Origin of the sequence: Stenotrophomonas sp. AB1(2024) (genome assembly GCF_037482345.1) — a bacterium.
Classification (GTDB): Bacteria; Pseudomonadota; Gammaproteobacteria; order Xanthomonadales; family Xanthomonadaceae; genus Stenotrophomonas.
Window position 1 is genome coordinate 600,490 of the sequence record NZ_JBBHKO020000001.1, and the last position, 14,645, is coordinate 615,134.

Below are 14,645 nucleotides of genomic sequence, written 5' to 3' on the forward strand. Positions count from 1 at the left end.
GTGGCCGTTGTGCCGCCTGTTGTTCCTTCTGATGCTGGCCAGCCTGGCCAGCCTGCCCCTGGCGGCACGGGCCCAGACCGCGCCCGCCCCGGCGACGGCCACTGCCGACGCCCCGGCTTCCGATGCGCCGCCGCGCATCGGGATCGTGACCATGCAGCCCGGCAGCATCTTTTTCGAGCGCTTCGGGCATGACGCCATCGTGGTGCTCGACCCGGTCACGGGACAGGCCACCTCATACAACTTCGGCTACTTCGACCCGAGCGAGCCGGACTTCGTCGGCCGCTTCCTGCGCGGCGAAATGATGTATTACCTGGTGGCGCTGCCGCTGGACCAGGACCTGTCCTATTACCGCGACAGCGGGCGTGGGGCCAACCTGCAGTGGCTGGATCTCAGCCCCGACCAGGCCCGTACCCTGGCCGCCTCGCTGGCCGAGCGCGCCAAGCCGGAAAACGCGCGCTACCGCTACGACTACTACACCGCCAACTGCGCCACCATGGTCCGCGACGCGATCGATGGCGCGTTGGGCGGCGGGCTGCATTCGCAGCTGTCCGGGCGCTCGCGCGGCAACACCTACCGCAGCGAATCGGTACGTCTGGCCTCCCCGGCACCGTGGATGTGGCTGGGCTTCGATATCGGGCTGGGCCCGTTCGCCGACCAGCCGCTGTCGCGCTGGCAGGAAGCCTTCGTGCCGATGCGCCTGGCCGACGCCCTGCGCGAAGTGCGCAACAGCGATGGCCGCCCGCTGGTGCAGGCCGAACAGGAACTGCTGCCGCACCGGATCGCGCCGGAGCCGGCTGAATTCGCGCGCCGCTGGTGGCCCTGGCTGCTGTGCGGGCTGGTGCTGGCTGGCGGCGTGCTGGCCCTGCAGCGCCGCCGTCGCCTGCTGGCCGCGCTGGCGCTGCCGCTGTGGCTGTTCTGCGGTATCGCCGGGATCCTGCTGGTCTACCTGTGGGGCTTCAGTGTGCACCACGCCGCCTGGGCCAACCGCAACCTGCTGCAGCTCTCGCCGCTGTGCCTGCTGCTGCTCCCCGGCGCGGTGACCCTGCTGCGCGGGCGCGTGCCCAGGGCGTGGTTCCGCTGGACCCTGTGGACGGTGGCCGTACTCTCGCTGCTGGGCCTGGTGCTGCACTGGCTGACCCTGCAGGCGCAGGTGAACCTGCAGTGGATCGTGCTGCTGCTGCCGCTGCACGTGGCGCTGGCCTGGGTGCTGGGCCGTCGTGACCTGCCTGTCACGGCCCGCTGACGCACGATACCGCCCATGGAAAGCACTGCCATCAACGCCACGCCGAATCCGCCCTGCGTCATCAACTGCGTTCACTACGATGACCAGGGCACGCGCCACGACATCCGCCTGGACGCGATCAGCGACGTGATCGAAAGCGGCAACGGCTTCATCTGGGTCGGCCTGTATGAGCCGGCCGACAACGTGCTGCTCAAGCTGCAGGAGGAATTCTGCCTGCACTCGCTGGCGGTCGAAGATGCGCGCAACGCCCACCAGCGCCCGAAAGTGGAGGCCTACGGCAACTCCCTGTTCGTGGTGGTGACCACCGCACAGATGGTGGAGGAACGCATCGAATACGGCGAAACGCACGCATTCCTCGGCGCACGCTTCCTGGTCACCGTGCGCCATGGCGCATCGTTGTCGTACGCCGCGCCGCGCGCGCGGGTGGAGCGCGAACCCGAACTGCTGCGCCGGATGGGCCCGTCGTACTGCCTGTACGCCGTGCTGGATTTCGTGGTGGACAACTACCTGCCCATCACCCAGCGCTACCGCGACACGCTGGAGCTGCTGGAAAAGGACATCTTCTCCGACAGCTACAAGCGCCAGACCGTGGTGCGCCTGTACGAGCTCAAGCGCGAGCTCAACAAGATGCGCATGGCGGTGGCGCCGCTGCAGGACATGCTGTCGCAGATCAAGCGCTACCAGGGCGACCTGGTGCCCGAAGAAGTGAAGCTGTACCTGCGCGATGTGCACGACCATGCGGTGCGCATCAGCGATGTGATCGACACCCTGCGCGAGATGCTCGGCACCGCCCTGAGCGTGAATCTGTCGCTGGTCACCCTGGCACAGGGCGAGACGGTCAAACGCCTGGGTGCCTGGGCGGCGCTGTTGGCCGCCCCGACCCTGATCACCAGCTGGTACGGCATGAACTTCAGCCACATGCCCGAACTGGACACGCCGTGGGCCTACCCTGCCATGATCATCGGGGTAGGCGCCATCTGCGTGGGCCTGTACCGCCTGTTCAAGCGGGTGCGGTGGTTGTAGGTCACCCCTTCTCCTGAAGCGCCATCTGCATATCCCGCTGCCGGCGCTTCTCGCTGCGCGAGGTGATGAACCAGCCCACCACCGCCGCCACCGACACGGCCAGCACCATCAGCGTGGCCAGCGCGTTGATCTCCGGCTTGATGCCCATCCGCACCGAGGCGAATACCTTCATCGGCAGCGTGGTCGAATTCGGTCCGGCCACGAAGCTGGCGATCACCACGTCATCCAGCGACAGGGTGAAGGCCAACAGCCAGCCCGCCACCAGCGCCGGGGCGATGATCGGCAGCGTGATCTGGAAAAACACCTTCAACCGGCTCGCCCCCAGGTCCATCGCCGCTTCCTCCAGCGAGCGGTCCAGTTCCTGCAGGCGCGAAGACACCACCACCGTCACGAACGACAGGGTGAACGTCACATGCGCGATCCAGATGCTGCCCACGCCACGACTGGGGAAGCCTGGAATGCCGCCCATCGCCACCAGCAGCGTCATCAGCGAAAAGCCCAGGATCACTTCCGGCATCACCAGCGGCGCGGTGATCAGCGCCCCGAACACGGTCTTGCCCGGGAAGCGCTTGAAACGGGTCATCACCATGGCCGCCATGGTGCCCAGCACGGTCGCCGCGCTGGCGGTCCAGAACGCCACCTTCAGGCTGATCCACAGCGCATCCAGGATCTGCCGGTTGTTGAACAGCTCGCCGTACCAGCGCGTGGAGAAGCCCGACCACACCGTGGCCAGCTTGGACGCGTTGAACGAATAGATCATCAGCAGCAGGATCGGCAGGTACAGGAAGGCAAAGCCCAGCCCCAGGACCGACCAGCCCAGCCAGCGGCTGCGGCGCACCATGCTCATGTCAGCCTCCCTTCCAGCGCACGCTGCTGCACCCGGTTGAACAGCAGGATCGGCACCAGCAGCAGGGCCAGCATCACGATCGCCACCGCCGAGGCGGTTGGCCAGTCGCGGTTGTTGAAGAACTCGCCCCACAGCACCCGGCCGATCATCAGCGTGTCCGGGCCGCCCAGCATTTCCGGAATGACGAACTCGCCCACCGCCGGAATCATCACCAGCATGCAGCCGGCGATGATGCCGGTGCGCGACAGCGGCAGCGTGATCTTCAGGAATGCCTGCCAGGGTTTTGCACCCAGGTCGTAGGCGGCCTCCAGCAGCCGGTTGTCCAGCTTGACCAGGTTGGCGTAAAGCGGCAGCACCATGAACGGCAGGTAGCAGTACACGATGCCGATGTAAGCGGCGGTCGGGGTATACAGGATCTGCAGCGGCGCATCGATCAGCCCGATCTTCAGCAGCAGCTGGTTGAGCAGGCCGTTGCGGTCCAGGATGCCGATCCAGGCATACACCCGGATCAGGAACGAGGTCCACGACGGCAGCACCACCAGCATCATCGCCACGTTGCGTGCGGCCGGACTCATCCGCGAGATCACGTAGGCCATCGGGTAGCCGATCAGCAGCGTGAACAGCGTGGCGATCACCGCGATCCTGATCGAGCTCAGGTAGGCCAGCACGTACTGGCTGTCCTTGACCATGGCCGCGTAGTTGCCCAGGTTGAGCTTGAGCGAGAACGCACCGTCCACGTATTCCAGCAGCCACGTATACGGCGGCGAGCCGACCTGGGTGCGCGCGAACGAGATCATCAGGATGATCACGAACGGCACCGCGAAGAACAGCAGCAGCCACAGGTACGGCGCGGCGATCACGCCGCTGCGCGTGCCCGGGAGCCAGCGCTTCCAGCCGGTGGCGTTCATGCGGTGAGCACCACGCCGTCGTTGTCGCGCCAGTGCACCCAGACGCTGTCGCCCCAGGTCAGGCCATCGCTGGCCCAGCGCTGCGAGTTGGCGAAGTTGGACAGCACCTTGGCCCCGCTGGGCAGGCGCACGTGGTACACCGAATGGCTGCCGAAGTAGGCGATTTCTTCGATCACGCCCTGTGCCTTGTTGGTGTCCCCGGCCGGCTCGTCCTTGCCGATCATCACCTTCTCCGGGCGCAGCGCGAACGCCACCGGCTGCCCTTCATAGCCGGTGATGCCGTGGGCGACGTAGATGGGCGCCGGGAACAGCGGTGTACGCACGGTGACGTACTCGGGCAGGTCCTCGTCGATCACCCCTTCAAACAGGTTGACCGAGCCAATGAAGCCGGCCACGAAGCGGTTGGCAGGCTGTTCGTAGATCTCGTCGGGCTTGCCGACCTGCTGGATCCAGCCGGCATCCATGACCGCGATACGGGTGGCCATGGTCATCGCCTCTTCCTGGTCGTGGGTGACCATCACGCAGGTCACGCCGGAGGTTTCGATGATGTTGACCAGTTCCAGCTGCATCTGCGAGCGCAGTTTCTTGTCCAGCGCGCCCATCGGCTCATCCAGCAGCAGCAGCTTGGGGCCCTTGGCCAACGACCGCGCCAGCGCCACGCGCTGCTGCTGGCCACCAGACAGCTGGTGCGGCCTGCGCCTGGCCAGCTTCTCCAGCTGCACCAGCTCCAGCATCTCGCCGACCCGGCGGCGGATGGCATCGCGGGCCAGGCCGTCCTGCTTCAGGCCAAAGGCGATGTTCTGCTCCACGGTCATGTGCGGGAACAGCGCATAGGACTGGAACATCATGTTGATCGGCCGCTGGTACGGGGGCAACGCATTGATGCGCTGGCCGTCCAGGTCGATGCTGCCGGCGGTGGGGGTCTCGAAGCCGCCCAGGCAGCGCAGCAGCGTCGATTTGCCGCTGCCCGAGCCGCCCAGCAGGGCGAAGATCTCGCCCTTGCGCACGTCCAGGCTGACGTCGTCGAGCGCGACAAACCCGTCGAACTCCTTGCGCAGCGCGCGGATGGACAGATAGCCCGGCTCCAGGACCGGGACGACCTCGCCTTCCGGCTTGGCTTCAAATGGCATGGGCAGCGGCTCCAGGAGCGGCGTCAGGACGGGGGGGCGGCCCATTTTAGCGACCGTTGGCGACAGCAGCGATACCGGATCGTGGCGGTTGGACCCGGCCAGCCAAGGGGCTCAGGGAGAACCGTAATGAGCGTACCGCCGAGACGACGTGAATGCCCCGCCCGCGCCCCCCCACCCGGATCAGACGCGCCGGTGCTGACATGCCCCTTGACATGGCTCGCCCGCCCCTGCTCAGGCGGCGGCTGAAAACGCCTCGGCGTTTGACGTTCGCGGCCCCATGAAACGAGCCGTTGTGCGGTTCTTTGATCGTGTGCACACCTTCCACCACGCGCGTTTGGCAGGCCAGCGACACATCACACTCCGCACGACGTCGCGTTGACCTTGCAGCAGCGCGAAGGCGATATCTCCATGGACGGCGAACGCGCACCACCACAAGGAGCTACGCATGCAAGCCCATGATGCTTTGAACCCGCCCACTGGAAGGATGCCCCCTGACGCACTCCCCCTCGACGTAGTGGTCATTGGTGCGGGGCATTCCGGCCTGTCGCTCAGCGCGATGCTCGCCGACGCTGGCGTGCGTCATCGCGTGCTGGAAGCGGAGACCATCGGTTCCAGCTGGACGCGGCGGTGGGACTCCTTCCGCCTGAACACGCCCAACTTCCTGACCGCCCTGCCCGGCTACCAGTACGACGGCCCGGACCCGACAGGCTTTGCCACCGCGCCGGACGTCATCGACATGCTGACCAGTTACGCGCGACGGCGGCAGCTGCCCGTCGTGGAGGGATGCACCGTGCAACAGGTGTTCGCTGCAGGCGACGGCTACCGCGTCAAAACCAGTGACGGCACACTCCAGGCACGCTGCGTGGTCGTGGCCAGCGGAGAGTACCGACGCCCGCGCTGGCCACGGGCGTTCTTTTCACCCGCCGCCGGGCTTGAGGTCGTCCATTCCGGCGACTACCGGCGGCCGCAGCAGCTTGGCCCGGGCGCCGTCCTTGTGATCGGTGGTGGCCAGTCCGGCGCGCAGATCGCGCAGGACCTGCGCAGCGCCGGGCGCGAGGTGTTCTGGTCGATGGCCGATCGCTTCTCGCACATCCGCCGGGTACGCGGCCGGGATTCCATGCACTGGTGGGACATGCAGGGGCTGCTGCACCGGCACGTGCGCGAGCGCCCGGATGTGGCCGCTGGCCTGCCGGGCGCGCTGCAGAAGGCGAGAACGGCAGAATTCCCCCTGGTATCCGGAACCGGCGCGCTGGGCATGGGCAGCTCGATCAGCCTGCTGTCGATGCACCGCGACGGCATCGTGCTGCTGGGCAAGCTGGAACATCTGGAAGGCCATATCGCCCGCTTCCTCGATGTGCGGCCGCAGATCCGCGGAGCCGTGGCCGGCACGCGCGCCGAGTACAGGCACTTGAACGATATGGCCGACGCACACTACGCATCAGCAGCCGAACTACCCACCGACGATGCCCGATACCTGCCCGAAGAGGTCTACCTGGACTGGGAGCCGGACGCCTCGCCGCGCTGCATCCGGTTGGACGCCGCGGGCATCGGCACGATCGTGGCGGCCACCGGTTTCGACGCACAGTGGCCATGGCTCGAAGTGCCGGGCGCGCTGGACCCGAACGGTTACCCGCTGGGCGATTACGGCGTCTCCCCGCAGCCGGGACTGTTCTTCATCGGCATGTACAACCTGCAGCGGCCGAGCTCCAACTTCCTGTGCAATGGTGGGAGGGATGCAGCCGAGTTGATGCCTTCCATTCTGCGCCACCTTGCTGCTGCGCCCTCGCACAACGCCGTTGCATGAAAAAGGCCGCCGATCTTCACCGGCGGCCTCTCTTTTCTGCTTCAGACCAGCCGCATCAACGACCCGTCTTCACCTCCGTCCACAGGCGGGTATACAGCTTGTCCACCTCCGGCGGGTTGATCGAATAGGTGAACATCTTCGCGGCCACATCGGCCGGCGGGTAGATGGTCGGGTCGTTGCGGATCGCTTCGTCCACCAGCGGGGTGGCTGCGCTCACCGGGTTGGCGTAGTGGATGAAGTTGGTGTTGGCTGCGGCGACCTTCGGGTCCAGCAGGTAGTTGATGAAGGCATAGGCCGCTTCCGGGTGCTTGGCATCCTTGGGAATGGCCAGCATGTCGAACCACTGCGGCGCGCCTTCCTTCGGGATCGAATAGGCCACGGTCACGCCGTTGGCCGCTTCTGCGGCGCGGTCGCGGGCCTGGATGATGTCGCCCGACCAGCCCACCACCAGGCAGGTGCCGCCGTTGGCCAGCGAACCCACGTACTGCGAGGAGTGGAAGTTCTGCACGTACGGGCGGATGCTCTTGAGCAGGTCGGCCGCCTTCTGGATCACCGCCGGATCATGGCTGTGCGGATCTTCGCCCAGGTAGTGCAGCGCGATCGGAATCATGTCGGCCGGGGTATCGAGGATCGTGATCCCGCAATCCTTCATCCTGGCGATGTTTTCCGGCTTGAAGATCAGGTCCCAGCTGTTGGCGATCTCGGTGCTGCCACCGAAACGCTCCTTGAGCATTTCCACGTTGTAGCCGATGCCGGTGGTACCGATCATGTACGGCACGCCGTACTTGTTGTCCGGATCCTGCTGCGCGATGCGCTTCATCATCTCCGGATCGAGATTGGCCAGGTTCGGGATTCTGCTCTTGTCCAGCGGCAGGAACACGCCGGCCTGGATCTGGCGGCCGAAGAAGTTCAGCGTCGGCACCACCACGTCGTAGCCGCTGCCACCGGCCAGCAGCTTGGTCTCGACCATCTCGTCGCTGTCGAACACGTCGTAGGTCACCTTGGTACCGGTGGCCTTCTCGAAGTCCGGGATGGTGTCTTCGGCGATGTAATCGCTGTAGTTGTAGACGTTCAGCACCTTGCTGTCTTCCTGCTTGTCGCCGCCACAGGCGCTGAGCATGGAAACGGCAATGCCGAGGGTGAGGATTCGCAGCTTCATTGGGCTCTCCGCGGGTCAGGTGCGAGGTGGGGGGAACCGGCCGGACCGGCAGGACGGTGCCAGCCTAACGGGCAACCGGTTATTTTCCCAGCACACGGCCCGCCTGGCCATGCCTGATCGGGCGGCTGGGCCGCTCACACGTTCAGCAGCAGGAATTCACGCTCCCAGGAGCTGATCACCCGGAAGAAGGTCTCGTATTCCTTGCGCTTGACCGACACATAGGCCCGGCAGAAACGCTCGCCCAGCATCTCGCGCAGCTCGGGGCAGCCCTCCAGGCCATCCAGCGCCTCACCCAGCGAGCGCGGCAGGTCGTAGCCCAGCTCCTTGGCGCTGCCACTGATCGGTGCGGTCGGCGAGCCCTGCTCACGGATGCCCAGCAGCCCGGCCGCCAGGGTGGCGGCCATGGCCAGGTAGGGGTTGGCGTCCGAACCGGCGAACCGGCTTTCCACCCGCATGTTCTCCGGGATATCGAGCGGCACCCGCAACCCGCAGGTACGGTTGTCGAAGCCCCAGTGCACGTTGCTCGGCGAGACTTCGCCGAACACCAGCCGCCGGTAGGAATTCACGTTCGGCGCGAAGAACGCCATCGCCGCCGGCACGTATTTCTGCAACCCGGCCAGGTAGTGGCCAAACAGCGGGCTGAACTCCTCGCCACCGGCGTCGCCGCTGAACACGTTGTGGCCGTCGCTGATCCGCACCAGGCTCTGGTGGATGTGCATGGCACTGCCCGGCTCGGTTTCCATCGGCTTGGCCAGGAAGGTGGCGTACACCCCGTGGCGCATGGCCGATTCGCGCATGGTGCGCTTGAACAGGAATACCTGGTCGGCCAGGTCCATCGCATTGGCGTGGGTGAAGTTGACTTCCAGCTGCGCCGCACCGGATTCATGGATCAGCGTGTCCACGTCCAGCTTCATCGCATCGCAGTAGTCGTACATCAGGTCCAGGATCGGATCGAACTCGTTGACCGCATCGATCGAGTACGACTGCCGCGCCGTTTCCGGGCGGCCCGAGCGGCCGGCCGGCGGCAGCAGCGGGAAATCCGGGTCGGTGTTCTTCTGCACCAGGAAGAATTCCAGTTCCGGCGCCACCACCGGGCGCAAGCCCAGTTCGGCATAGGCATCAAGCACCCGGCGCAGCACGTTGCGCGGGGCCAGCTCATGCGGCTCGCCGTGCTTGGTGTAACAGTCGTGGATGACCTGCGCGGTGGGATCGGTGGCCCACGGCACCATGCGCACGGTGTCCGGGTCCGGGCGCAGGATCATGTCCGAATCCGACGGCGAGGTCAGCTCGTAGTAATCGTCGGGGAACTCGCCGGTGACGGTGGTGGCGAATATGCCTTCCGGCAACCGGGTACCGTAATCGTGCGAGAACTTGTCGGCCGGGATGATCTTGCCGCGGGCGTTGCCGGTGATGTCCGGCACCAGACACTCGACCTCGGTGATGTGGCGTTCCCTGAGCCAGCGCAGCAGCACGCTCTCCTCCGGCACCGGCTTGGCGGTGGCCTTGCGCGGCACCTTGCGCGACGGCGCGGCGGCCTTGCGCGGCGGAGAGGGGGCTTTGCGCGAACGCGTTCGGGTGGTCATGGGCGGTCTGCTGTGCTGGAGAACGACGACAAGCTTCGCCGAAGGCTTGGAAAATACCGTGAGTACATCCCCCCGCACGGTACCCCTGCCCGCCGCATTGCCGCAACCGGCCGCCGTCACAACGGGCGCAGCTGTCCTTGACACGGGTTGCTGGCATGCTGTGCCCATGAGCGAGCCCCCGATGAGCCTGGCCGGCCAGGCGCATGCACCCAGCTGGTATGCCCACAGCCTGCCCGACGTGCCGTTGCGCATGGCGCTGCGTGGCGCTCATGCCACCGACGTGTGCGTGCTGGGCGCCGGCTACACCGGCCTGTCGGCCGCACTCTCGTTGGCCGAGCGCGGCTACCGGGTGACCGTGCTGGAAGCACATCGAGTCGGCTGGGGCGCCTCGGGGCGCAACGGCGGCCAGGCGATTGTCGGGTACGGCTGCGAAGTGGGTACGCTTGAACGGCTGGTCGGCAATGCCGATGCGCGGCAGCTGTTCGACTTCTCGCGCGAGGGCATGGCCCTGCTCCGCCACCGCCTGCAGCACTACGCCATCGACTGCGACTGGCGCGATGGCCACGCCAGCGTACCGATCAGCCCGCGCCAGGAGCATTCGCTGCGCGCCGGGATGGATGCCCTGGTAGAGCGCTACGACTACCCGCTGCAGTGGTGGGACCGGCAGCAGCTGCGCGGCCAGCTCGACAGCCCGCGCTATCGCGGCGCGATGTTCGATGCTGCCAGCGGCCATCTGCAACCACTGGCCTTTGCGCAGGGGCTTGCCCGTGCAGCCGAAAGCCTGGGCGTGATCATTCATGAAGCCAGTCCGGTGGTCGAACTGGTTCGCGGCAACCGCCCCCAGCTGCGCACTGCCAGCGGCTCGGTCACCGCCAACCAGGTGATCATCGCCGGCAACGCCTGGCTTCAAGGCATCGCGCCGGAGCTGGAGAGCCGGATCATGCCGGTGGGCACCTATATCGGCGCCAGCGCGCCCTTGGGCGAGGAACGGGCCCGGGCGCTGATCCGCAACGACATGGCGGTCGCCGACGTGAGCTGGGCGCTGGACTATTTCAAGCTCAGCGCCGACCACCGGCTGCTGTTCGGCGGCCGCGCCAGCTATTCGGCGCTGCCACCGCCGAACCTGCGCCGGGTGATGACCCGGCGCATGCACCAGGTGTTCCCTCAGCTCGCTGACGTGGGTATGGAACAGGTGTGGGGCGGCTACGTGGACATCACCCGCAACCGCGCCCCGCACTGGGGGAGGCTCACGCCCAATGTGTACTTCGCGCAGGGCTTCTCCGGCCATGGCGTCGCGGCGACGGGATTGGCTGGTGCGGTGATTGCCGAAGCGATTGCCGGGCAGAACGAACGGCTGGATGTGTTCGAGCGTATCCCGCATGGACGCTTCCCGGGTGGGAAGCTGCTGCGCACGCCACTGCTGGTGGCGGCAATGTCCTGGTACAAGTTGCGGGATGTCCTGGGTTGAACGCTGCGCAGTGATGCGCAGGGCGCTACTCAGGGCGTCTTGGGGGCCGGCGGTGGGTTCGGCGGAACTTTCCAATGAGCCGCCTGCCGTCGGTAAGGTGCAGCACAACGTCTGCGGGATTCGACCCCAGCACGTGGCACCACGATCTCAGATCCGGACATTACGCTCGCGGATCCGGAGATGACGGTCACAGATCCGGAGGTTGGGCCTAAAGTCCGGCGTGACGACGCCGATACACCTTCCGACCCTCTCGGATTTCGAGCGTACGCAAGATGCCGGCACTGCTTCAGGGCGCTGTCCACAGCGACCCCGGTGATGACCTTCCCCAGCGGATCCTGCTGGTGGAAAACTCGCGCACGTTCACCTCGATGCTCAAGGAAGCGATCGAACAGCGGCTGGAGCTGCCGGTATGGGTGGCCACTTCGCTGGCCGAGGCCGGGCGCCTGCTGGACGAGGAACAGGGCTGGTTCCTGGTGCTGACCGGCCTGGTGCTGGCCGACGGCGACCGCGACAAGGTGGTGGAATACTTCCTGTCGCGCGGGCTGCGCACGGTGGTGGTCAGCGGGGTGTACGACGAAGACCTGCGCAAGCGCGTGCTGCAGCAGCAGATCATCGATTACGTGCTCAAGAACACCCCCGGCAGCATCGATTACCTGGTGTGGCTGGTGCAGCGCCTGGAGCGCAACCGGCACATCGCCGCGCTGGTGGTGGACGATTCGATGTCCGCACGCATGTACGCCGCCTCGCTGCTGCGCATGTACGGACACGACGTCTACGAGGCGGCCGATGGTGCCGAGGGCCTGAAGGCGATCGAAGCGCACCCGGCGATCCGGCTGGCGGTGGTCGACCAGGAAATGCCCGGCATGGAAGGGGTGGAGTTCACCCGCCGGCTGCGTACATTGCGTTCGCGCGACAAGGTGGCGGTGATCGGCATTTCCGGCAACACCGACCCGTCGCTGATTCCGCGCTTCCTCAAGAACGGCGCCAACGACTTCCTGCGAAAACCATTTTCGCGCGAAGAGTTTTTCTGTCGCGTCTCGCAGAACGTCGACCAGCTGGAGCTGATCGGCACGCTGCAGGACCTGGCCACCCGCGATTTCCTCACCGGCCTGCCCAACCGCCGCTGCTTCCTGGAACACAGCCAGCGCCAGCTGCCGAAGCTGCAGCTGGAGCGCGAGCAGGTGGCGGTGGCGATGATCGACATCGACCACTTCAAGCACATCAACGACACCCATGGCCATGAAGCCGGCGATGACGCGCTGCGCGCAGTGGCCGCCGCGGTGGCCGACCACGCGCGCGACCAGGACCTGGTCGCGCGCTTCGGCGGCGAGGAATTCTGCCTGCTGGTGCCGGGGCTGGAAGAAGACGAGGCGATCGGCTACTTCGAGATCCTGCGCCAGCGCATTGCCGCACTGGAAGTGGATCTTGGCCACACTACCCTGCGCATGACAGTCAGCATCGGGCTGTGCTGCCTGCGCCCACAGCACGATTCGCTGCACCGGCTGATTTCCGAAGCCGACCGCCAGCTGTACCTGGCCAAGGCCGCCGGCCGCAACCGGGTATGCAGCACGCGCGTGGCCACCGCCGCCCGGGAACCCGCGCTGGCGCCTTGATCCAGATCAACGCGGGCGCGCCCTGCCCTGCCTAGAGTCGTGCCCAGCGAACAGCAAAGGGAACGCACCATGGCACTTCTGGTCTGGCAGGACGACCTGAACATCGGCATCGACGTCATCGACCACCAGCACATGCGGATCGTGGAGATGCTCAACCACCTGCACGTGGCGCAGACCAGTCTGCATAAAGTGGCCGTGGCCGAAGTGATCGACGAACTGGTGGATTACACCATGTCGCACTTCGCGTTCGAGGAAGAGCTGATGGAGGAAGCCGGCTACCCGTTCTGCGCCGCGCACAAGCGCGTGCACGAGATCTTCGGCAAGCGCGTGGCCGAGTACCGGCTGCGCTTCCAGGCCGGCGAAGACGTCACCGACGAGCTGCGCACCATGCTGTCGCGCTGGCTGTTCAATCACATCCGGGGCGATGACAAGGCCTACGCCGAGTCGGTCAAGCAGCACCTGAACCAGTTCGCCCGCGACCACCAGCAGGGCGGCTGGCTGGGGCGCACGCTCAAGCGGATTTTCCGCTGAGCCGCGCCGGTCGGCCCATGGCCAGCAGCGCCAGAATCGTGATCACTGCAGTCAGGCACAGGTAGTAGCCCACCGCGACCAGGCCGAAACGCCCGGCCAGCCAGGTGGCCACGTACGGCGCCGGGGCCGCGCCGAGGATGCCGGCCAGGTTGAACGACAGCGAGGCGCCGGTGTAGCGCACCTGCACCGGGTAGATTTCGGCCAGGAACGTACCGCAGGGGCCGTAGGTCAGGCCCATCAGGAACAGGCCCAGGGCCAGGAACCCCACCACCATCCACGGGCTGCCGGCCTGGAACAGCGGGGCGAACAGCACGCCGAAGCCGAGGATCAGGCCGCTGGCCACGATCATCGTGCGCCGCGTGCCCCAACGGTCGCCGTACATGGCCGACAGCGGAATGCCTGCCGCGAAGAACAGGATGCCCACCATCTGCAGCAGCAGGAACTGCTCGCGGCTGTAGTGCAGCACGGTGGTGCCGTGGCCCAGGGTGAACACCGTCATCAGGTAGAACAGCACGAAGGTGGCGAACGCACCCAGCGTGCCCAGCACCAGCGTGCGCGGGTGGTGGCGCAGCACCGTCCACATCGGCAGGCGCACGCGTTCGTTGCGGTCCAGGGCGGCCTGGAACTGCGGGGTCTCATGGATGTTCAGGCGCACCCACAGGCCCACCGCCACCAGCAGCGAGCTGGCCAGGAATGGCACGCGCCAGCCCCACTGCAGGAAATCCGCATCGCTCATGGCGCGGCCCAGCAGCAGGAAGATGCCGGCCGAGAGCAGGAAGCCCAGCGGCGCGCCCAACTGCGGGAACATGCCGTACCAGGCGCGCTTGCCCGGTGGCGCGTTTTCCGTGGCCAGCAGCACTGCCCCGCCCCACTCGCCGCCCAGTCCCAGGCCTTGGCCGAACCGGCACAGCGCCAGCAACGCCGGTGCCACGATGCCGATGCTGGCGTGGGTGGGCAGCAGGCCGATCGCCACGGTGGATACGCCCATCGTCAACAGCGCCGCCACCAGCGTGGCCTTGCGCCCGATCCGGTCGCCGTAGTGGCCGAACACCGCCGAACCCACCGGGCGGGCAATGAATGCCACCGCGAAGGTCGCCAGCGACTGCAGCAGCGCTGCGCCCTCGCTGCTGTCGGGGAAGAACAGGTGCGGGAACACCAGCACCGCCGCCGTGGCGTAGATGTAGAAATCGAAGAACTCGATGGTGGTGCCGATCAGGCTGGCCAGCAGGATACGGCGGGGCGAATTGGCGGCGGTGGCAGCGGCAGGAGTCGACATCGTTCACATGCAGGGAGATCAGCTGCCAGATTCTGCCATGCCCCTGCCGCCGACCGGCGG

12 protein-coding genes are annotated in these 14,645 nt (G+C 66.5%); 6 read left to right on the forward strand and 6 right to left on the reverse strand.

Annotated features, from left to right (window positions below):
- The first annotated feature begins 31 nt into the window (after positions 1-31).
- Both WIX41_RS02910 and WIX41_RS02915 read left to right on the forward strand, forming a co-directional pair.
- Positions 32-1,243 (forward strand): DUF4105 domain-containing protein, encoded by a 1,212-nt coding sequence (locus WIX41_RS02910; protein WP_409187438.1) that lies wholly within the window; start codon positions 32-34, stop codon positions 1,241-1,243.
- Between the two features lie 15 nt (positions 1,244-1,258).
- Positions 1,259-2,266 (forward strand): magnesium and cobalt transport protein CorA, encoded by a 1,008-nt coding sequence (locus WIX41_RS02915; protein WP_339445674.1) that lies wholly within the window; start codon positions 1,259-1,261, stop codon positions 2,264-2,266.
- Between the two features lies 1 nt (position 2,267).
- Here the strand turns inward: WIX41_RS02915 and WIX41_RS02920 are convergent, their stop codons facing one another.
- From WIX41_RS02920 to WIX41_RS02930, 3 genes are read right to left on the reverse strand one after another with little or no spacing between them, the layout of a single operon-like run.
- Positions 2,268-3,113, reverse strand: a complete 846-nt coding sequence (locus WIX41_RS02920) for an ABC transporter permease subunit (RefSeq protein ID WP_339445675.1) — start codon at positions 3,111-3,113, stop codon at positions 2,268-2,270.
- A complete protein-coding gene (locus WIX41_RS02925; protein WP_339445676.1) occupies positions 3,110-4,021 on the reverse strand; it encodes an ABC transporter permease subunit in 912 nt (303 codons plus the stop codon). The genes WIX41_RS02920 and WIX41_RS02925 overlap by 4 nt, the downstream gene beginning before the upstream one ends.
- Complete coding sequence (locus tag WIX41_RS02930) at positions 4,018-5,151, reverse strand: ABC transporter ATP-binding protein (RefSeq protein WP_339445677.1); 1,134 nt, start codon at positions 5,149-5,151, stop codon at positions 4,018-4,020. The genes WIX41_RS02925 and WIX41_RS02930 overlap by 4 nt, the downstream gene beginning before the upstream one ends.
- 445 nt (positions 5,152-5,596) lie before the next feature.
- Between WIX41_RS02930 and WIX41_RS02935 the strand changes: the two genes are divergently transcribed.
- Positions 5,597-6,955, forward strand: coding sequence for a flavin-containing monooxygenase (locus tag WIX41_RS02935; protein WP_339445678.1), 1,359 nt, complete (start codon positions 5,597-5,599; stop codon positions 6,953-6,955).
- A 55-nt stretch (positions 6,956-7,010) separates the two neighbouring features.
- Here the strand turns inward: WIX41_RS02935 and WIX41_RS02940 are convergent, their stop codons facing one another.
- On the reverse strand, positions 7,011-8,114 hold the full coding sequence (locus WIX41_RS02940) for a polyamine ABC transporter substrate-binding protein (protein WP_339445679.1): 1,104 nt from the start codon (positions 8,112-8,114) through the stop codon (positions 7,011-7,013).
- A gap of 134 nt (positions 8,115-8,248) precedes the next feature.
- Positions 8,249-9,697, reverse strand: coding sequence for a glutamine synthetase family protein (locus WIX41_RS02945; RefSeq protein ID WP_339445680.1), 1,449 nt, complete (start codon positions 9,695-9,697; stop codon positions 8,249-8,251).
- 166 nt (positions 9,698-9,863) lie between these two features.
- Between WIX41_RS02945 and WIX41_RS02950 the strand changes: the two genes are divergently transcribed.
- The 3 genes from WIX41_RS02950 (at position 9,864) to WIX41_RS02960 (ending at position 13,309) form a co-directional block, all read left to right on the forward strand.
- Positions 9,864-11,165: an NAD(P)/FAD-dependent oxidoreductase gene (locus WIX41_RS02950; RefSeq protein WP_339445681.1), complete on the forward strand. Its 1,302-nt coding sequence runs from the start codon at positions 9,864-9,866 to the stop codon at positions 11,163-11,165.
- A 272-nt stretch (positions 11,166-11,437) separates the two neighbouring features.
- Positions 11,438-12,778: a diguanylate cyclase gene (locus WIX41_RS02955; RefSeq protein WP_339445682.1), complete on the forward strand. Its 1,341-nt coding sequence runs from the start codon at positions 11,438-11,440 to the stop codon at positions 12,776-12,778.
- 69 nt (positions 12,779-12,847) lie between these two features.
- Complete coding sequence (locus WIX41_RS02960; RefSeq protein WP_339445683.1) at positions 12,848-13,309, forward strand: bacteriohemerythrin; 462 nt, start codon at positions 12,848-12,850, stop codon at positions 13,307-13,309.
- Here the strand turns inward: WIX41_RS02960 and WIX41_RS02965 are convergent.
- Complete coding sequence (locus WIX41_RS02965; protein ID WP_339445684.1) at positions 13,290-14,585, reverse strand: MFS transporter; 1,296 nt, start codon at positions 14,583-14,585, stop codon at positions 13,290-13,292. The genes WIX41_RS02960 and WIX41_RS02965 overlap by 20 nt on opposite strands.
- Between the last annotated feature and the right edge of the window lie 60 nt (positions 14,586-14,645).

What these genes read in the sequence shown, in the direction of transcription:
- WIX41_RS02910 (WP_409187438.1), top strand. Translation starts at nt 32, where the DNA reads ATGCTGGCCAGCCTGGCCAGCCTGCCCCTGGCGGCACGGGCCCAGACC.
- WIX41_RS02915 (WP_339445674.1), top strand. Translation starts at nt 1,259, where the DNA reads ATGGAAAGCACTGCCATCAACGCCACGCCGAATCCGCCCTGCGTCATC.
- WIX41_RS02920 (WP_339445675.1), bottom strand. Translation starts at nt 3,113, where the DNA reads ATGAGCATGGTGCGCCGCAGCCGCTGGCTGGGCTGGTCGGTCCTGGGG.
- WIX41_RS02925 (WP_339445676.1), bottom strand. Translation starts at nt 4,021, where the DNA reads ATGAACGCCACCGGCTGGAAGCGCTGGCTCCCGGGCACGCGCAGCGGC.
- WIX41_RS02930 (WP_339445677.1), bottom strand. Translation starts at nt 5,151, where the DNA reads ATGCCATTTGAAGCCAAGCCGGAAGGCGAGGTCGTCCCGGTCCTGGAG.
- WIX41_RS02935 (WP_339445678.1), top strand. Translation starts at nt 5,597, where the DNA reads ATGCAAGCCCATGATGCTTTGAACCCGCCCACTGGAAGGATGCCCCCT.
- WIX41_RS02940 (WP_339445679.1), bottom strand. Translation starts at nt 8,114, where the DNA reads ATGAAGCTGCGAATCCTCACCCTCGGCATTGCCGTTTCCATGCTCAGC.
- WIX41_RS02945 (WP_339445680.1), bottom strand. Translation starts at nt 9,697, where the DNA reads ATGACCACCCGAACGCGTTCGCGCAAAGCCCCCTCTCCGCCGCGCAAG.
- WIX41_RS02950 (WP_339445681.1), top strand. Translation starts at nt 9,864, where the DNA reads ATGAGCGAGCCCCCGATGAGCCTGGCCGGCCAGGCGCATGCACCCAGC.
- WIX41_RS02955 (WP_339445682.1), top strand. Translation starts at nt 11,438, where the DNA reads ATGCCGGCACTGCTTCAGGGCGCTGTCCACAGCGACCCCGGTGATGAC.
- WIX41_RS02960 (WP_339445683.1), top strand. Translation starts at nt 12,848, where the DNA reads ATGGCACTTCTGGTCTGGCAGGACGACCTGAACATCGGCATCGACGTC.
- WIX41_RS02965 (WP_339445684.1), bottom strand. Translation starts at nt 14,585, where the DNA reads ATGTCGACTCCTGCCGCTGCCACCGCCGCCAATTCGCCCCGCCGTATC.